Here is an 18,703-nt window from a genome sequence, read left to right on the forward strand (position 1 = left end):
TACATTAAATGCATTTTAACTATGTGATAATAAGCCAGTAAGAACTGTCCCTGATGACCAAAGCAAAAAAATTTGACCAGCGCATTTTTCTGCAACAAATTCTACTCTTGTATATTTCCTATTTCTTTTAGTGTTTTTATGGATAGAGATAACTGAACCATTCTTACTATAGTGATTATTCCCATAACTCCAAGCAATATTGATAATACAGCACTATTTGAAAAACTATTGCTCTGACTGTTCATGTAAGCAGCATCAAGCATATATCTTTTAGCAAAGGTGAAGTATCCTCCCATGAGAAGAAACAATATGAACAGATAAATGTGAGGCTTTCTTCTTTCCTTTAGTGCCTGAATTTTATCTTCGGCATTGCTATAAATGTTAAAGGGCTTTCCGTTACATTCTTTTTCTAAAATGAGAAGTTCTCTGTTTATCATTCCCCATGAGGTAGCCAGCTTTCCTCCCTTGTTTGCATATGGGCGATACTTCACTTTGCCAAAGGAAAACTGTCCAATATTCAGTGGCTTTTCAAAATAATTTATTCCTACTTCTTCCAGAAAACTTTCATATTTCTTTCTCTGAGCGTTTGAATTATTTCCTATATAATCGACAGCATATTGGTATTGATTGTTTTTGCATTGTTCAAATTCATAAAAAAATCTTCCAACCTTTAATAATCTAAGCCCTTCTGCTGCTTTTTCATTCAGCCATTTTTCCTGTCCTTCGATTGGATTTAAAAAAATCCTAAACTTTTTAATCATACATCATTCCCCCAGTTTTGTTATTTCCATACCTATCATATAAACTTCTTGCATTCTCAAAAGCTCTGACTTTACCTGTTCTTTTCCTAAATCAGTAATAACATACTCTTTTTTTCTTTCCCCTTCAATGACAGCATGAAGAGTAATCCACTTTTTCTTTTCAAGATTGTTGATTGCTCCATATAAAGTTCCAGGTCCAAAAACAACTCTGCCTTTTGTTTTCTCTTCTACAAATTGCATTACTCCATAACCATGATTTGGTTTGTACATGGCTAACAATATAAGCAGTGCTGTTTCCGTAAGCGGAGTTTCTTGTATTTTATCCTTCAATATATTCCTCCTTGAGTTCCCTTTATCAAATCATTTTATTACGTAACACGTAGTATAATTTATTATATCGCGTAACGTAGTACGTGTCAAGTAGCAAAAAAATAAAAGACCAATTTTGACCTTTTATTTAATATTCGAAACTAATAGATCGTTTAATTTTCTGATGGTTCGTTATATTTATAACATTGCATTACACTTTTATCCTAAATATTATTCTGTAAATCCTCTGCTTGCCATTATTTCTTTCTTAACGAATTTGGCCATCCCTGTCTTAAGACGTCTGAAACCTAATTTTTCGTAAAAAGCTTCTTTCCCAACATTAGCATACAATATAAAATTACATCCGGGCAATTTATTCATAATGCTTTCCATCATAATCTTCCCGATTCCTTTTCCCTGGTACTCCGGAAGTATGGCAACATCATATATTGCAGCTTGCTTCACGCCATCTGATATTGCCCTAGCTATTCCAATCATATTTTCATCATCAAATGCAAATACAGTTACTTGACTTCCTTGGAAAGCCCTTTTGCAAATTTCAGGTTCTGAGCTGCTTAATCCTGCTTTTGCCAAAATAAAACTTACCATTTCCCAATTAATATTTTCTGTACTATTTATAATTTTTAAATTCATGGTATTCTCCTTGAAATTTAATAGTTTTTACTTAAGACCCGCTCTTGTTTATATTTCAAAAATACTTCTGACATCAGGGTTATACTGCACCATCTTAATATTGATGAGCAATTCTTCAACAGCTGATATACCTGCTATAATACATAGGATTATACTTACGATATTAATATCAATCCTTAAAAAAATAAATGGAACACAGAAAAGAACAAATCCGGTAATTTTATTAGCAATTGTGTGCAATGCAATGAATTTATGAAACTTCAATGCACCAACTGCATATGCGCTAAGCCTTACAACTGCTATTAAAATGACAGCACTTATAATCCACGGTGGAAATGCATGACTTAAGGTTGGAAATAATTTAATAAATGCAACCAATAGAAAAGTTAAGTCTGCAACGCTGTCCAGAACAGCTCCAGTTTTACTTTCTGTATGCATTTTTCTGGCAATTGTTCCATCAACCATGTCTGTAATACCGCTAAAAGTATATAGAAAGTAAAATTCAAGCGACAATGGTACTGTAAAAAGCATAAAAGCTGAAGATATAATTCTGCTTATTGTTATTCCATTAGCTAAATATTTAATACATATCATCCCTTTATTATTAATATTTCATACACAGCTCATGAGTCATAAATATTCCTCTATTTTCAATATCCAAGTGATTTATCCACAATGATTACTTTTATTCTGTCTTTGATAAATTGCCCGGTTATGGTTACAAAATCATTGCAAATTCTATTTGGACTTTTACAATCCATACAATACCCAAGTTTAGTACATGGAGTATCTTTGCCTAATCTTCTTGCATCTATAGGAGCAACATAATTTCTGACTCTATTTTCAGCCTCCTCAATATTACGAACCAACTTATTAATTCCTGCAACAATTATTACTTGTTTAGGTCCATATAACATTGGAGCTACTCTGCTTCCGTTGCCATCTATATTGTAAAGAACTCCATCCTCTGTAATGGCATTCGTGCTGCACATAAAAGTATCAGCAGAGAAGTTTTGGATATAGATTTGCTTCTTCTCTTCGCTTGTTATTCCTTCTCTGTACTTATCCAGAAAATTATAATTTCCTAAACGCAGAAAATCCAAAACACCTGTTTCCTGAAGAGTAACACTATCACCTACTCCAACAACAGAACCTTCTAGAATTAAATCTGTTAATACCTTGATTAATTCTTCTTCATCCCTTACAAAGATTCCTTTCATATTGTGTTTTTCTAAATTGTTTATTAATTTTTCAACTTGTTTATGAATAAACCAAGAAATGTTCTTTTCCATATGTACCTCATCAATTTTTAATTTAATATGATAATATGCTTTAATTCTTTAACTGTTCTACAAAAGAAATAACGCTCAAAAGGCAGAAAGACATAATTTCATGGGAGCATTCACTTGTTTTGTATTTGAGTTAACTTATCAAAATCTGAAATTACATATGCTTTTCCTTTTGTCAGTATACCTAATTCACAGAAATGTTTTATTACATGTAAGACGTGTCGGTAACTGACATTCATGTACTCAGAAACATCTGTGTGAGGAATGTTATATGTACCGTTATTTTGATGCTTAATTATGAATGAGGCCAGTCTTTTTTCCAGAGAATAATTCAGATATTCGCTCATGCGGTAACTTCTGGCCAATAGCTTACTGGAAATATATGAAGCAAAATAAAATGAAACTTCTGCATTCTCTTTGCACAGTTGTCGTAATTCAGCTATATCAAATTCCAAGCATTGAACCTCATGAAGCACTTTGTTTTCTTTAATATCCGCTTCTTCACAAAACAATGAAAGTTCTCCCAGCCAATCATTATGTCCAACAAAATCAAGGATTGATCGGCGCCCATTTTCATGGTCAATATAAATTTTCACCATACCGGATTGAATCAGATAGCACCTTGTTATATTGCTGTTTATATTAAAAATATTGCTATGTTTAACAAATATCTTTCTAGACCCCTTCTCAATTATTGCTGGTGGTATTTGATTTATAAATTGATTCATTTTTTCACCCCATATGTGATATTTCTCATATTAAATAGTCTTGTTTTATTATAACATAATCATAAATTAAAAATAATATATGAAGAGGTAAAATTATGAAAACAAAATATATGAAATACACTGTATACTCCATATTAGCATTTTTATTGCTTGGTTTGGGCATTTCTCTCCAGATAAAAGCAGGAATTGGTCAAAGCATGTTAAATGCCTTTGCATTGACTATGGCAGAATTATTTCATCTTGAAGTAGGAACAATGCTTAATATTTTAAATATTCTGTTTTTTGTAACTTATTTTCTCATTCGGAAAACCAGCTTTGACTCCAGAGATGTTATTCAGATATTAGCAACTATGGCCAATGGCTATATAATTAACTTTTTTGTTTATTATGTATTTCATGGCTTTGTTATTGAATCATATTTATTAAAGGCATTAGCTTTCCTGTTGGGATTGTGTCTGGCTTCTGTTAGTTTAGGCGCAATTATGGCTATTGAAATCATAAAGTTTCCACTGGAGAGTCTATGCGTAGTATTATGCAAAAGACTAAAAAAGAATTTAATGTCCGTTCGTATGGGATTTGATATATTATTTCTGTTCAGCACATTAATTATCACATTTATGTCCGGGAATACCTTGTTTATAAGAGAAGGAACAGTTATTAGTTTTCTCTTACTTTCCCGTTTGATGGGATTGACATATGATTTCCTCAAAAACCGTTTATAACAATGGTATGCCCGACTTTTAAGCGGATAAAAATTTCCCAACTTTTAGGTCACTCATCCAAAAAGTAAATTGTTTAATGAGCTTCTTGAACTCTTTTGGATTAATGACTGACTCTGTGCTCAAAATATCAAATGTTCCGCTGTAATCCTTCATATAATAGCCGGTATCTTTAAATCCATTTTTCAGATAGAATTTTTTTCTTTGTTGACGCTGCCCTGCATTATCACATTCTTCATGGACAGTTTCCATGATTATTGAAATGGAGTTCTTTTCAGTCTTAAGCCATTCCAATACTTTAGTTCCATAGCCCATAGATCTTATGTCGCTTCTGACTGCAAAATAATAAACCAGTGACATGGCTTTATAATTCACAATGTACAAGAGGCCACAAAAATCTTCATCATCATAAACTGAATAAAATTCGATATTAGGTTTTAAAGCCATTAATCTCAGCAACACAAGGGGTAATCTCTCTATATCAGGAAAGGCGTGAGAGTACAATTCTTTAATCATTTTATAATCACTATTGTACCTTCGCACCTTTTTAACATTTACAGCCATATTTACCTCGTTAAATTTAAATAGTCAAAGGGGACGGTTCGTCTCCTTTGGTTAGATAGTCATTGGGAAACACTCTCAATTATATAACAAATTTCCAGTAAATCATACATAAAAATATAGCATGCACAGTCTCTCAATGCGCAAAACCTTTTCTGTCCACCATGTCTAAACAAATATTGTAATATTTGTAAAATATTTATATAATTATATTGATATAGACAATTAAAATAGCATACCAAGTTTATCTTTGACATACAGTTTATTTTACAAAGAATAATCTGCTTCTAATTTATTATGAGGAGAAAGGATACGAATTATGGACAATTACTATGCAGAAAAATTAAATTCCCAAATGCTTTTTCAGGTGTATGAAACTCAAATTCCACGTGTCAGGCAATATTTAAAAGCAGAGATAGATTTTGTCAAGAAAAATCTATCAATCACACAAAGTGTTCTGGAGCTTGGAGCCGGATACGGCCGAATTATTAAGGAATTATCTCCCTGCTGCAGATCTATTGTAGGGATAGATATCTCGTCTGAAAGCGTTGAGTTAAGCAAGGATTATCTCAAGGACTGCCCCAACGCCATCATAGTTGAGATGGATGTTCAACAGATACATTTTTCTGAGCCCTTTGATGTTATTTTGTGCCTGCAAAACGGATTGTCTGCCATGCGTGCTGATTCCGCTGTCATTCACAAAATTCTTGATAATGTAGCACCAGGTGGAACAGCTTATTTCAGCAGTTACAGCACTAAATTTTGGAATACTCGTCTGAAATGGTTTGAGGAACAGGCCTCCAAAGGGCTTTTAGGTGAAATTGACTACACGAAAACCAAAGACGGTGTGATTGTCTGCAATGGTGGTTTTAAAGCTACGTTCCACTCATCAGAGGATTTTGAAAAAATTGGCGAAGAGTTGGGATACCCCTATGAAGTACAAGAGGTGGATGATTCTAGCATGTTTCTAATCGTCCATAAACCTAATTAAATTGTAATGTAAGTGGTAAAGTCACAGGCGACGGTTCTACATGACCACAGTCACATTGTAATAAGTGACCGGTGAGAACCGTCCCCTAAGTTTACCTAAGGTTAGTGGTGATTTCCTGTTTCATAACACCATTTGGCAATCTCTGCAATTAGCTCCAACGGAAGAGGATTGTTGTAAGGCAGCTGCAATGCACCCTTGCTTGTCTTGTACTCTGTTAATCTGTCTGCAAAATGTTCCATTGCCTTATCACCTGGGTACAGCCCCAAGTGCATTTTAAATGCAGCAAAATGAATGATATTATGTTTTTGCCAAAATGTTGGCATTCTCCATGATATACGTTCCTCTGCATCAGGCAGTACATCACGGATTGTATCTCGCACTTGATTCAACAGTGGCTGAACACTTTCAGTCTGTGCAGCAATATATTCGTCAATTGTTTTAGGCGACTCTCCGCAGAAGTGGTCTTGATTATGATTCTTGAATGATCGTCCGCATTTCGGGCATTTCCACATTGTTTTTTACGCTCCTTTTTTATTGTATAAAATAACTGGACAATAGTGACGGTTCTCCATGTCCATTTCTTCATATATTTTAAATGTTGTTTTGTGTAGTTTGAAATTGTGGCTCCATAGCTATTAATCTTTACAATAAAAATGGCAAAAACATTTTCGCTAACCCCAAAAATAAGAAAAATCCAAAAACATCAGTTGCTGTTGTTAAAAATATTGCTGAAGCTAAAGCAGGATCCACACCAAACACCTTCAATAACAAAGGGATTATAAATCCAAAGAAACCTGCTATTACTAAATTTCCAATCATTGCAGCGAAGATAATGAGTCCAAGATAAGGATTGTTATATTTCATATAAAGTATTATTCCCGTAACAACACCTGTAGCTGCTCCATTAATTATACCAAGCCCAACTTCTTTAAACACCAGTTTCCAATTCTGTTTTAAACTAACTTCTCCAAGAGCAATACTTCTTATAACCACTGATAATGTTTGGGTTCCTGCATTTCCTCCCATTCCTGCTACAATAGGCATGGCAGCAGCCAAAGCAACAACTTGTGCAATAACATCTTCAAATAAACCTACAGTAAATGCAGCTAAGAATGCAGTTCCAAGATTTATAAATAACCAGGGCAGCCTCCTTTTAATAGAAGTTCCAAGAGAACTATCTACTCTCTCTTCCTTGCTTACGCCCCCCATCATTAATATATCTTCTGTTTGCTCTTCCACTATAACATCAATAATATCATCTACAGTTATAATGCCAAGCAGAGAATTTTTATGATTTATTACTGGAATAGCCTTTAAATCGTATTTTGAAACAAGCAATGATACTTTCTCCTGGTCCTCTTCTGGATAGACAGTGATTATGTTATCATTCATAATGTTTATCAGTTTTTCATCTTCAGGTGCAACTAATATATCCCTTAAATCCGCTGTACCTATTAGTTCCATGTTATTATTCAACACAAATATGGTTTCAATTACTTCTGTTTTAGGCCCAATTTCTTTAATCTTTTTTAAGGATTCTCCAATTAATAAGTCTCCTCTTAAGGCAATATATTCTGTTGTCATAATACCACCAGCACTATCTTCATCATAGCCTAGCAGCTCTTGCAATTGCCTGGTGTCTCCCGTCTTCATCATCTTCAATAAATCTTTTCTCATTTTAATAGGGAGATTACCCAAAATATCAGCTATATCATCATTGGACATATAAGAAAATAAATGTACTATAGACTCGAATTCAAACAGCTTTATAATTCTAACCTGTAATTCTTCACTAGCCTGTTCTATAATCTCAGCCATTAGTTCATTATCAATATGTTCATTAAATTTAATTAAACTATCATCATCAAATTCTTCTATGATAATAGCTATATCTATTGGATACATATTATCAATTATTTCATGTATTTTTTCTTTATCATCTTCTAATACACTATTTATTAATTCTTCTTGTCTTTCCTCCAACATATTTAAAAACCTCTTTCGTAAATCCACTTAAACATTTAACATTGAATATCATTTTCAATTTTATTATATTCTCTTTGCGATCTCACTCATATGCCTGCTATCTGTTCCGCAACAGCCGCCAAAAATCTGAAATGGACTGATTTCCCGAAGTTTCACCGTATCTACTGCAATTTCAGTGGGCTCGGCCACTCTTAAGTCCTTGGAATTATCTAATTCAGCATATGATAGCGCCGAAGTATTGACCTGAATACCTTTAAATCTATTATGAACCATTTCATTGTTATTAAATGGTTGCAATAAAGCTTCATATACTATTCTGGGATGAACACAGTTTGTCATATAGCATACAGGTCTGTTCGCTGTTAATGAATCAATATACTTTATCGCATCAGAAATCCTGGTTCCATCAATGAGGCAACCATCCTTTTTTATTGTAAAACTGATTATGTAAGGTATCTTGTATTTTTCTATTGCCAATGCCATGCCAGCGGTTTCTTCAACATTTGGAAATAGTGCTGCATATAAGAAATCAACTCCTGCCTCAGCGAAAAGTCTGACCTCCCACTCATGAAAATCCTTAGATGATTCTAAATCCAATGAATCTTCTCCGGTAAAAGCATCCCCCTTACAGCCTACAAGACCTCCCATATACATTTCGACATCCTGCAATTCTTGTACTTCACGCAAAAATTTTACATTTTCATTAATAAGGGTGGAATCAAACTTAGACCTTTCGACTCTCTCTTGATTAGTCCTTCTTGTTGGTGTAGTTGCTAAAAATGGCAAATGATAGATTCCTGCAATTTTGGCGTATTCACTCCAAAGTTCCTTTAGAGCTCTTCTTCCGTTATCTGAATATACCAAACCAGCCATGATCACATCTTCATCAAAAACCAGTCTATATTCTCTTTTTAATCTTTCCCCTAGTGCACCTTCCATCAAAATACTGTTTCTATTATTCACACAATCAATAAAACTCATTATTTTCTCCTTTAATTTGTTTATCCTTGTGTACCTTCACTCTAAATAGTTTGAGCAATTTCATTTGCCTTGCCGCCTAGTCAAGACATAAAATTAGCATGACTATCTTTATTATATTCCACACATTTTGTGTTTTCAATCCATATTTTTCATTAATCAACTTTACCTGCTTTACTGCAGAGAAATATAAAATACCATCCAATGACATTGGATGGTATTATTTAATTCTGTCTATTTAAATTGTATGATTCATTTTGATATGAGATGAATAATATAATATACTATTTTTTATAAGCAAATCACTCAATTTTGCTTTTCATATTCTATTAAGTCTACTGTTATTTGTTATACTCTTTCAGTATAATCTGCTCATTAAATACGTTGAGAAATTCTTTGGAATCAGACCATGTAAGACATCCATTTTCATCAGTAAAATCATATCCCGATATTTCATATAATGCATATGCACAGATATATTCATACTGACCTGCATTGGTACTTTTATAAATAATCCAATATAACGGCTTCATTGCTTTATTGCCAAGTTTTAATACATTTGCGTAATGTTCAGATTCAAATACTCGCACCCAGCCTTCTGTTAATACTATGTCCGGATTTTCTTTTTCGGCCTCAGCTTCTTCTTCAACGAGAGTCTGCAATTCTTTAGCAACATATTCTAAGGTATTTTTGTCCATATTTTCGTATAAAAGATCTTCATTAACACCATCCTCAGTAATTTCATCCCATTTTATTGCCAGATTCTCAGTTGTATCTTCCTCTTGCTTTTCAGTATCAGAAGCAATTTCTTCGGGCATCTCGGTTTCTTTTTCTGGTTCTCGCTGTTGAACTGATTCAGATGTTGTATTATTTTGGCTACAGGATGTTAAACATAACACAGCCAATAAAAATATTGCAAGTATCCTTTCCTTTTTCACAAATTACCTCCAACAACTTAAAACTTTATTTCCTTTTCGAATTGTACTTTTCTAATCAGTGCCAGCTATTCGAGACATCAATACAACCGTCTCAACATGCCCTGAGAGTACAATAATGATGCCATAAGTATCTGGTACCCCCTTGGCGGAAGGGTATATTTCTGAAAAATACTCTTCCGTACTAATTTTATTAAGTTTCTTCTATGTAGACGATTACTTATTGCATTTCAGCTGTATCATTTAAGTACATTGGCACTATTAATTATCAGGTATACAAACCTTCATGTAATTCCCATCATATGCGGTAATCAAATGTCTTTATGCGAAAATCCAATGATCCGCAACTTACACTTTTTTATCTACTACTTTCTGAAATTCTAAATCCAATAGCAGCATTTCCTGTTTTGCATTATTGGCATGATTACTAATCAGAGTTTCTGCAAACTTGCTACTATAAAGAGCTTTCATTATTATTTTTAATAGCCATATGGGACACAATAAAAACGCATTTAGCTTAATAGGAGTAATTGGTATCTTTATCTTTTTCAAGGAACGATAGTAGTCTTTTATATCCAAACACATTTTTTCTATTGCCAATTTGTTTTTCGACGTCGTATATGCAGTGCCACCATCATTGTAGATTGCATTTGCCATTGGGATAACCATTGCAAGATGGCTTTTCTGCCATGCATCCATGTCTCTACAAATATTATAAGGGACTTTTGACGTTTTAAATATTTGGGCAAGTTTATGCACTCGGTGTGTGCTAATTCCATTTAACTCTCCAAAAGTTGTAGGCTGTATGATGTATGGTGTTAATCGATAGTGAAGCACCCCATTTTCTATACGTCCTCCTGCACCTGGAAAGGCGGCAATCAGCCTGCCTTTGCCTACAATTCTTTCCCACTCATCATACCCTTTTGGACTATTTACCATTGTAATAATTGTTTTGCTTTGATTTAATTTTATATCATTTAGAGCTTGAATTATTTGTTCAAAACGTACGGTAACAAAAATGAAATCATATAAATCATCATCACTAAGTTTTGAGATGACGGTTACATTTGCCTTTGAAATATTACCATTATCTTCATAAAGCAAGCCATTCTTTTCTAGCTGCTCCAATCTGCTTCCTCTTGTAAGAATAGTTACATTGAATCCAGCATTAGAAAATTTTAATGAATAAATACTCCCAATGACTCCTGACCCTACTATTAAAATTTTACTTGAAATTTTAAACACCTCCACATATAGCTAACGAATATAATAGTCTCCTATTGAACTTCCTCAGCTAAGTTGGTGGTATTGACTTGATATCCCTGTCGAATTTGATTCACCGACTTTCTGATTTTGGCGTTGATGATGAATCCGTTTATTCCACATTCAATTCATCGGCGAGCAGATTCAGCGCCTGTTCATTTGTGATGCAATAGCCACCTTGCGTTCTTTTTAAATAGCCGTATTGTGTAAATTCGCCAAGCATTTGAGTCAAGTGGCGATAGGATACTCCAAGATAGGCGCTGGCATTGGTGTTGCGCTCGGTGTAGATCCCGTCAAATGCAGCAAAAAGCACAAAATGCGCAAGACGGTTTGCCAATGGAAACCCATGTAAAATTGCAAAAGCAGCGGCGAATGCTTTCGCTTTTTTCTTGCTGTGTTTCCCGACTTATTTCAGAATGCCGTCCAAGGTGATGCGGATCATGTCATTTGTTTTTGCGATCAGCAAGTAAAGCGCACAAGAGCTTTATTTATTTTTTATCGGTCTGTCTTTGCTGCACATATTACAGGACGCATTGCCATGCAGGCGGAAAGGCGAAGCAATCACTGATAACAGATAAACTCCAGATTTGTTTCTCTTTTTCTTATTATCGCACAAGTATAATAAAAAGGCAAATTATCCTTCTTGAATTTCTTTATCCGAATAATCAACCACTATCTTTTTGCAGCTTTTACAAATGTGTGCTTGAAGTAGAAAGTCGCTAAATGTATTGTTTTCTAGCAAAACTTCTCCTTGTTTTGGAAGCAAGGAAACTTTATGCTGTCTTTTTATCCAAGCTACTCTCCGCATTCCTTGTAATAAACCTTGCTCTATTTCATTATTACAATACGGACACCTCATATATATCCCCCCTAGTATAATAATGTCATAGCCAATTGACTATGCAGTTAAAACATTTCTATATATTATTTAGTAACGAAAGAAGGAGAGGTTTTAACCATACTTACTGATATGCATGAACTTGTGAATACCAACGAAGATACCGAGTTTGTGAAACAAATACATCTCATTGAATCCTTTAAAGGTGCAGGATTTCTTTCTGCAGTAAGCCTTATGGGCGAAATTGGAGATTTTTCTGCATTCCGTTCACCAAAACAGCTTTTTGCTTACTTTGGTCTGGATCCTGAAGTTAAACAATCCGGTAAATTTAATGGTACTAAAGTCAGTATGTCAAAACGAGGCTCACGAATTGCAAGGATGGTAATTCATACCATGACCTTAATCAGTATTAGCAAGAACAAAGATGGCTCTGCCAATAATCCCGTACTTCGTGATTATTATCTTCTAAAATGCAAAAGCAAGCCTAAAATGGTGACTCTAGGAGCCGTCATGCATAAAGTATGCAATATCGTATTTGCCATTTTGCGTGATGAAAAGGAGTTTAAAATCATCACTCCAGAAGAACATCAAATTAATTACCTGGAAGCGAAATGCGACGTCGCTGTATAATGTAATTCCATATTCAAATTTCTGCTTTTTGACAACTTTTCAAAAGGCTTATTAATATTACACTATTTTAGTTCAGCTGAAATATCTAATATTTTTAAAATTTGTTATTGACAATTCTTAGCTGGACTTTTTGAAATACTTAGTTTACATTTCTAATTATATTTATCTAAAAAGTGGAACATTGCAGTGAAAGGCTGCAATGTTCCATCTTTTGGTGAGCACCCAGTACTATTTCAATTTAATTAGTTATTGAGTCAACTTGGAAAAATAAGATTTTATTTGATAATTAATCATCACACTGACCTTGGGCAAGAGCGCTTAAATCAGGCTTAACTACTCTCAATGCCTCAAAGTCTCCTTCAAAATCTTTGCCTTCCACTATCATTTTGTATTCACAGCAACTTGAGCATGGCTTGTCACAGAATGTCACCGTAAAAGGCTCGCTGATTTCTACTTCTAACTCTTCAATATTATTCTCTATTTCATACCCTTTTAAATATCTCCAGTTTTGAATAAACTCTTTTTCCCCATTGCAAGTTCTTACCAACTTAAATAGCAAATCAACTTTAACTTCATGTTCATCTCCATCTTCAGCTTCAGCTTCAAAGAAAACAATACTTGAAAATTCAATTTTTACAATAGGCTTAACTAAGCAAGTAGCATCAACAATTACACGATCCAAAACAAAAGTTTGATCATCTTCAACTTCGCCATCATCTATTTCAAATATTGCATCCTGCGGTTTCAATCCACATTCTAAAATTATAGATTTAGGCTTATGACACTTTGAATTCATATATGAATCTTCATATCTATATTTATCTCGGCCATTAACACGAATATTAATGCCTTCTTTTCTATCTTCCATAATATCACTCCTATATTTATTTATGAGAAAACTATCTTCTCGCTTTATAATATGAAGCTTATCCAATTAAGTTCTAAAAAAATAGTAAAAAATAACATTTATAGCTAAGATAATATTTAACAAAATGTACTTAAGGAAGCAATTCATCATCCGAGGGAATAAAAACACACTTCTATTTTCATTTAAATCTATGAACCCCCTTGATTTCAACCTATTTTCTCTCTATCAACACTACTGTCTCAACGTGGGTTGAGGTGACAATAATGATGTCATATATAGCTAGTACCCCCTTGGTGGAAGGGTATATTTCTGAAAAACAATTTGTGAACACAATCTTTTCAGGTTTTTACTGTCGACTTTTACAAATTTAATTAAACTTATCATTATTCTTACGATTGCATATGATTAATCAAACCCTGCTCTATATCTTTTTCATATAAGTTTGGTGTCTGTTCTAAACCTAAAAATTCTGGGACATATGGATCTCTAATTATATCTTTTGCATCCACTGAAATTTACTCTACCGAAACGACTTATATTAAGCATACGTTTCTTTAATTATTTTTTCTTTTAGTACACTATGAAACTTTTTTGGTTCTTCCCATTGTGGAAAATGTGCTGAATTCTCAAACCATATGAGTTCTTTTGTTGGCGCTTTAATACTTTCATAATATTTACTTGCAATTAAAGAAGGAGCATTGTAGTCATATCTTCCTTCTATAAAATAAATGGGGATCTCAAATTGTGTTGCTGTTTCAAATAAATTAACTTCTAAAAGTTTTAGCCAAAGCAATTTTAAAGATTGTTTACTTCCACGAATTCTATTTATAATATCAATTAAGGAATATTCCGGTGAAGAAAGAAAATGCTTTTCTAAACAACGGTAACTACTCTCCCCATAAATTGCGCCTCCATATTTAACTAAGTATTTACGTTGTAACAATAAACATTTAAACCAGTCAGGTCTATTATAATAGTCTGTCCCCATATCTTTCAATTTTTTTCTGCATTTTTATCATTTCTTAAAACTGCTTGCTCTAAAGTATAATCATATGAAATCTGTTCATTCTCTTTCATATTAACTACCTGACCAATTCCAATATAAGCATAGTAAAGTTTCGGGGATTGTTGTACAGTCTGTATTGCTATGACACTTCCCCAAGAATTTCCCATAATATATATTTTCTCTTTATCAAATCTTTTTAATAGTAACTTTGTTAACTCATAAGTATCTGATATAAAAGTATCAATACCGATTTCATCTGATTCTTTAAAAGGATAGTATGATTTTCCCGCTCCTCTTTGTTCCCAATTAACTACAATAAAATCATCTTCTAAATCTTTATTTATGCCTGTCATTACTGGTAACATCGCATCACCTGGTCCTCCATGTAAAAACAGTAAAATAGGATTATTAATATTCTTTCCCCGTATACAAATATACTGATTTATTCCACCAATAATTACTTCTTCTAAAATAGAAATACTTTCATTACCTTGTTCTAAAACATTGGGAGTAGTTCCCTTAAATATACTTTTAATTATTTTGATTCCCCCTTATAATTCTTATATTATCACTTATATGCATTATATAAACTATCTACTAATCAATTATTCCACCTCTGAACCACAATACGTCATCAGAATTATACTCTCAGTCGTAGAATGTTACCAATCACACTTCGCCTTGCTCGTGTTCTTGGACATTCCTGACATGAGACTACATCTACTTCTTCAGTCGTAACACTCCTTCACAAGTAGTGTTACGACTTCAACGTGATGTGTCCATGGGAACTGGTCTACGGGCTGAACTTCTAACAATCTATAGCCGCCTTCTTCAAGCATCTTTATGTCTCTTGCAAGGGTTGAAGGATTGCATGAAACATACACAACCTTTTCAGACCTCATGCTTATTATTGTGTCTATTACTTCCTTTTCGCATCCCTTTCTTGGGGGGTCAACAATTACAACATCAGCTTTTATGTTTTTTTTGTAGAGCTTAGGCAGAACAACTTCTGCCTTTCCTGCAAAAAACTCTGCGTTTTTAATGTTGTTTAATGAGGCGTTTTCTTTTGCATTTATTATTGACTGTTCTACTATTTCAACACCGTAAACTTTTTTGGCCTTTTTTGCAGCCATAAGAGATATTGTTCCTATGCCGCAGTATATGTCAAAGCACACCTGATCTTTTTTTAAATCTGCATACTGGATTGCCTTTTCATAAAGTTTCTCGGTTTGCTGCGGATTTATTTGAAAAAATGTTTCCGGAGAAATTGTGAATGTAAGATTTCCTATGGTGTCTGTTACTGTTCCTTCACCGTACAATGTTATGTTTTTATGTCCCATGACAAGGTTTGTGTTTTTGGAATTTATATTTTGAACAACAGTCTTTATTTCTTTTATAGCGGTTGTAAGTTCCTCAACAAGTGTTTGCTTAGCCGGGAAACTTTCAGAAGAAGTGACTATTATAAACATGAGCTCATTTTTCCTGTTGCTTCTTACAACTACATTTTTAATTGTTCCATTTCCTGTTCTTTTGTCATAGGCTTTTATATTGTGCTTTATCATAAGATTTTTGAAAAGCTCCACTGCTCTGTCAGCTTCGGTGGTCTGAAGCATACAGCCTGATATATTCACTGTGTTGTATGTTCCCTGCTCATATGGTCCTATGATTATTTCCTTGTTTTTTTCTGCAACGGAAAATGCAGTCTTGTTTCTGTATCTGAAAGGTTCTTCCATTCCCATGGTTTCATAAACTTTTACATTTTCCATGTTTACAGAAGCCCTTCTTAATTCATTTATTACTCTGTTTTTCTTGTAAAAAAGATTTGCATTATAATTCAGATGCATGAGCTGGCATCCTCCACAGTTGTAGTAATAGCTGCAAGTCGGACTTATTCTTTGTTCTGATTCTTTAATGATTTTTTTTAATTTTCCAACTGCATAATTTTTCTTTTTTTCTGCTATTTCTATCTCAACAATGTCCCCTGTAACTGCATTGTCAACAAACACAACAAAATTATCAACCTTGGCAACGCCTTGCCCTGTATGATTTATATCTATTATTTCAACTTCTTTTATCTGACCGTTTTCAAACATAAAAACTCCTATAATAGTATTTGTTAGTACAATTATACTATTTACAGGGGCCTTGTCAACGAAATATATCTGTTAAGAGGGTATGTTAACAGATTGTATTGAGTTAATCCTTTTGTACTCACAATTTTTAATAATACCTGATTATTATAAAAAATGTCAGTTTATTGCAAATAAATTTTCACCCGTATAATATATAATCAAACCAAGTTGTTAAAAATATACCAATTACAACTTATAAAACAGGAGGAAGTATAAATGAAAACAAAAAACAAAATACTATCAGTTATTCTTGCAACATTCATGATGTTCAATCTTGTTGCTTGCGGACAAAATGGCACATCTGAAACTGCAGGCAGTAAAAGTGACGCAGTAGAAACAGCAGGCCTTAAAAATGGCACATACACAGCCTCTCAACAAGGACATAACGGTCCTGTAAATTTAGAAGTATCCGTGAATGAAGGGAAAATCAGCAATATTACTGTTATTTCTCATTCGGAAACACCGGGTCTTGGCGATTCTGCAATGGAAAAGCTCTCAGCGCTTATGTTAGAAAACAACAGTGTTAACGCAGACGTAATTGCAGGCGCAACCTTTAGCTCAAACGCAATCATTAATGGTGTTAAAGAAGCCTTGACAAAAGCAGGAGCAAGTGAAGAATTCCTTAACAGCGGAGAAAAAATCAGCGCAGTTACAAAGCTTGACAAAAGTGAATATTCATATGATGTAATTGTTATTGGTGCAGGCGGTGCAGGTCTTTCAGCAGCAGTTGAAGCAGCACAAAATGGCGCAAGTGTAGTTGTACTAGAAAAAACATCTCAGACAGGCGGTAATACTTTGGTATCCGGTGGTGGTATTAATATTCCAGGCAGTGATGTTCAAATAGCAAACGGAATTGAAGACTCAGTAGAAAAGTTTATTGAAGACACTTTAAAGGGTGGCGACAATATCAATGATAAGGAATTGGTAGGTGTTGTTGCAAACAATGCTCTTGATGCATATAACTGGCTTGTTAACGACATCCATGTTGAATTTATGCAAGACAGAATTCAACAGTTTGGCGGTCATTCTGTTCCAAGAGCTGTTATTCCAGTAGGCAACAAAGGCACAGAAATGATTAAAAAACTTGAAACAAAGAGCAAAGAGCTTGGGGTTGATTTATATACAAACACAACAGCTACTCAACTTATTGTTGACGAAAACAGCGCAGTAGTAGGTGTATATGCCGAAAATGATGGCAACAAAATTAAATTCAACTCAAATAAAGGAGTTATAATTGCAACAGGTGGATTTGGCGCAAATATTGAAATGCGTGTTAAATATAACCCCGCTTACAACGAAGACTATAAAACAACTTGTGTACCAGCAAGCACAGGTGATGGCATTATTATGGCCGAAGACATTGGTGCACAGCTTGTGGATATGGAATATATCCAGGTATATCCTACATGCAACACACAGACAGGTATCATATCCTACGTTGCAAACTCAAGATTTGATGGTGCAATTCTCATCAATGGAGATGGCAAAAGATTTATTGACGAAATGGGCAGACGTGACATTATATCAAATGCGATAACTTCACAGGAGGAAAAATTTGCATACCTTGTATGGGGTCAGGAAATTGAAACGGTTGGTAATATGACTAAAGTTCACGAAAAAGAATACAAAGAATTTGTAAATTCCGACTTGCTTCATAAAGCTGAAACCCTTGAAGAACTTGCAGAATTTTTCAATATAGATAAAGATTCTTTTGTAAACTCAATAAACGAATACAATAATGATATTGCAGACGGCAGTGATGATGCCTTAAAACGCGGAGGCACACTCAGAACAATTTCTCAGGGTCCGTTTTATATCCAGAAAGTAGCACCTTCTACACACCACACAATGGGTGGCATTAAAATCAACGTGCAAGGACAGGTAATTTCAACAGAAGGCAATATTATTCCAAATTTGTATGCTGCTGGTGAAGTTACAGGAGGTATACACGGAACAAACCGTCTTGGTGGAAATGCAATTACAGATATAGTTGTAATGGGCAGAATTGCAGCACAAAACTTAACAAAATAGAATACACATTTTTATTCAATTAAA

Annotated in this window: 22 protein-coding genes; 4 read left to right on the forward strand and 18 right to left on the reverse strand. The window is 34.0% G+C overall.

Annotated features, from left to right (window positions below; genetic code table 11):
* Nucleotides 1-101 precede the first annotated feature (101 nt).
* The 6 genes from BN358_RS20530 to BN358_RS20555 all read right to left on the reverse strand — a co-directional run bounded on the left by BN358_RS20530 (nucleotide 102) and on the right by BN358_RS20555 (nucleotide 3,741).
* Complete coding sequence (locus BN358_RS20530) at nucleotides 102-761, reverse strand: DUF2812 domain-containing protein (RefSeq protein ID WP_019230418.1); 660 nt, start codon at nucleotides 759-761, stop codon at nucleotides 102-104.
* Nucleotides 762-764: 3 nt separating this feature from the next.
* Nucleotides 765-1,091 (reverse strand): PadR family transcriptional regulator, encoded by a 327-nt coding sequence (locus BN358_RS20535; protein ID WP_019230419.1) that lies wholly within the window; start codon nucleotides 1,089-1,091, stop codon nucleotides 765-767.
* A 210-nt stretch (nucleotides 1,092-1,301) separates the two neighbouring features.
* Complete coding sequence (locus BN358_RS20540; RefSeq protein WP_019230420.1) at nucleotides 1,302-1,724, reverse strand: GNAT family N-acetyltransferase; 423 nt, start codon at nucleotides 1,722-1,724, stop codon at nucleotides 1,302-1,304.
* Nucleotides 1,725-1,772: 48 nt separating this feature from the next.
* Complete coding sequence (locus tag BN358_RS20545) at nucleotides 1,773-2,318, reverse strand: CDP-alcohol phosphatidyltransferase family protein (protein ID WP_019230421.1); 546 nt, start codon at nucleotides 2,316-2,318, stop codon at nucleotides 1,773-1,775.
* 56 nt (nucleotides 2,319-2,374) lie between these two features.
* Nucleotides 2,375-3,016, reverse strand: a complete 642-nt coding sequence (locus BN358_RS20550) for a lactate utilization protein (RefSeq protein ID WP_019230422.1) — start codon at nucleotides 3,014-3,016, stop codon at nucleotides 2,375-2,377.
* A gap of 110 nt (nucleotides 3,017-3,126) precedes the next feature.
* Nucleotides 3,127-3,741 carry a cyclic nucleotide-binding domain-containing protein gene (locus BN358_RS20555; RefSeq protein WP_019230423.1) on the reverse strand — a complete coding sequence of 205 codons (615 nt, stop codon included), beginning with the start codon at nucleotides 3,739-3,741 and terminating at the stop codon, nucleotides 3,127-3,129.
* A gap of 95 nt (nucleotides 3,742-3,836) precedes the next feature.
* Here BN358_RS20555 and BN358_RS20560 point away from each other — a divergent pair, with 95 nt between their 5' ends.
* Nucleotides 3,837-4,463, forward strand: a complete 627-nt coding sequence (locus BN358_RS20560; protein WP_019230424.1) for a YitT family protein — start codon at nucleotides 3,837-3,839, stop codon at nucleotides 4,461-4,463.
* An 18-nt stretch (nucleotides 4,464-4,481) separates the two neighbouring features.
* Here the strand turns inward: BN358_RS20560 and BN358_RS20565 are convergent, their stop codons facing one another.
* Nucleotides 4,482-5,024, reverse strand: coding sequence for a GNAT family N-acetyltransferase (locus tag BN358_RS20565; RefSeq protein ID WP_019230425.1), 543 nt, complete (start codon nucleotides 5,022-5,024; stop codon nucleotides 4,482-4,484).
* 316 nt (nucleotides 5,025-5,340) lie between these two features.
* Between BN358_RS20565 and BN358_RS20570 the strand changes: the two genes are divergently transcribed.
* Nucleotides 5,341-6,012 (forward strand): bifunctional 2-polyprenyl-6-hydroxyphenol methylase/3-demethylubiquinol 3-O-methyltransferase UbiG, encoded by a 672-nt coding sequence (locus BN358_RS20570; RefSeq protein ID WP_019230426.1) that lies wholly within the window; start codon nucleotides 5,341-5,343, stop codon nucleotides 6,010-6,012.
* Nucleotides 6,013-6,113: 101 nt separating this feature from the next.
* On the opposite strand, the gene BN358_RS20575 is transcribed toward BN358_RS20570, so the two are convergent.
* The 7 genes from BN358_RS20575 to BN358_RS20600 all read right to left on the reverse strand — a co-directional run bounded on the left by BN358_RS20575 (nucleotide 6,114) and on the right by BN358_RS20600 (nucleotide 12,033).
* Nucleotides 6,114-6,524, reverse strand: coding sequence for an iron chaperone (locus tag BN358_RS20575; RefSeq protein WP_019230427.1), 411 nt, complete (start codon nucleotides 6,522-6,524; stop codon nucleotides 6,114-6,116).
* 130 nt (nucleotides 6,525-6,654) lie between these two features.
* Nucleotides 6,655-7,998 carry a magnesium transporter gene (gene mgtE / locus BN358_RS20580; RefSeq protein ID WP_019230428.1) on the reverse strand — a complete coding sequence of 448 codons (1,344 nt, stop codon included), beginning with the start codon at nucleotides 7,996-7,998 and terminating at the stop codon, nucleotides 6,655-6,657.
* A gap of 63 nt (nucleotides 7,999-8,061) precedes the next feature.
* Nucleotides 8,062-8,979 carry a homocysteine S-methyltransferase family protein gene (locus BN358_RS20585; RefSeq protein WP_019230429.1) on the reverse strand — a complete coding sequence of 306 codons (918 nt, stop codon included), beginning with the start codon at nucleotides 8,977-8,979 and terminating at the stop codon, nucleotides 8,062-8,064.
* A gap of 338 nt (nucleotides 8,980-9,317) precedes the next feature.
* Nucleotides 9,318-9,914, reverse strand: coding sequence for a hypothetical protein (locus tag BN358_RS20590; RefSeq protein ID WP_019230430.1), 597 nt, complete (start codon nucleotides 9,912-9,914; stop codon nucleotides 9,318-9,320).
* 345 nt (nucleotides 9,915-10,259) lie between these two features.
* On the reverse strand, nucleotides 10,260-11,162 hold the full coding sequence (locus BN358_RS20595; protein WP_019230431.1) for a ketopantoate reductase family protein: 903 nt from the start codon (nucleotides 11,160-11,162) through the stop codon (nucleotides 10,260-10,262).
* Nucleotides 11,163-11,286: 124 nt separating this feature from the next.
* Nucleotides 11,287-11,511, reverse strand: a complete 225-nt coding sequence (locus tag BN358_RS25790) for a hypothetical protein (protein ID WP_157593573.1) — start codon at nucleotides 11,509-11,511, stop codon at nucleotides 11,287-11,289.
* A gap of 297 nt (nucleotides 11,512-11,808) precedes the next feature.
* Nucleotides 11,809-12,033, reverse strand: a complete 225-nt coding sequence (locus tag BN358_RS20600) for a PF20097 family protein (protein ID WP_019230432.1) — start codon at nucleotides 12,031-12,033, stop codon at nucleotides 11,809-11,811.
* A 123-nt stretch (nucleotides 12,034-12,156) separates the two neighbouring features.
* Here BN358_RS20600 and BN358_RS20605 point away from each other — a divergent pair, with 123 nt between their 5' ends.
* Nucleotides 12,157-12,642, forward strand: a complete 486-nt coding sequence (locus BN358_RS20605; protein WP_232233407.1) for a transposase — start codon at nucleotides 12,157-12,159, stop codon at nucleotides 12,640-12,642.
* Between the two features lie 286 nt (nucleotides 12,643-12,928).
* Here the strand turns inward: BN358_RS20605 and BN358_RS20610 are convergent, their stop codons facing one another.
* The 4 genes from BN358_RS20610 to rlmD form a co-directional block, all read right to left on the reverse strand.
* The gene (locus BN358_RS20610; RefSeq protein ID WP_019230434.1) at nucleotides 12,929-13,510 is read right to left on the reverse strand and encodes a DUF4489 domain-containing protein; all 582 of its coding nucleotides are present in this window, start codon (nucleotides 13,508-13,510) and stop codon (nucleotides 12,929-12,931) included.
* A gap of 538 nt (nucleotides 13,511-14,048) precedes the next feature.
* Nucleotides 14,049-14,507: an alpha/beta fold hydrolase gene (locus BN358_RS22630; RefSeq protein ID WP_051011050.1), complete on the reverse strand. Its 459-nt coding sequence runs from the start codon at nucleotides 14,505-14,507 to the stop codon at nucleotides 14,049-14,051.
* On the reverse strand, nucleotides 14,504-15,061 hold the full coding sequence (locus BN358_RS22635; RefSeq protein ID WP_306461337.1) for an alpha/beta fold hydrolase: 558 nt from the start codon (nucleotides 15,059-15,061) through the stop codon (nucleotides 14,504-14,506). Before BN358_RS22635 ends, BN358_RS22630 begins: the two co-directional genes overlap by 4 nt.
* A gap of 183 nt (nucleotides 15,062-15,244) precedes the next feature.
* Nucleotides 15,245-16,609: a 23S rRNA (uracil(1939)-C(5))-methyltransferase RlmD gene (gene rlmD / locus BN358_RS20620; RefSeq protein ID WP_019230435.1), complete on the reverse strand. Its 1,365-nt coding sequence runs from the start codon at nucleotides 16,607-16,609 to the stop codon at nucleotides 15,245-15,247.
* A 255-nt stretch (nucleotides 16,610-16,864) separates the two neighbouring features.
* On the opposite strand from rlmD, the gene BN358_RS20625 reads away from it, so the two are divergent.
* Nucleotides 16,865-18,679: a flavocytochrome c gene (locus BN358_RS20625; RefSeq protein WP_019230436.1), complete on the forward strand. Its 1,815-nt coding sequence runs from the start codon at nucleotides 16,865-16,867 to the stop codon at nucleotides 18,677-18,679.
* The last annotated feature ends 24 nt before the right edge of the window (nucleotides 18,680-18,703 follow it).

It is taken from the genome of Sedimentibacter sp. B4 (assembly GCF_000309315.1).
GTDB classification, from domain to species: Bacteria; Bacillota; Clostridia; order Tissierellales; family Sedimentibacteraceae; genus Sedimentibacter; species Sedimentibacter saalensis.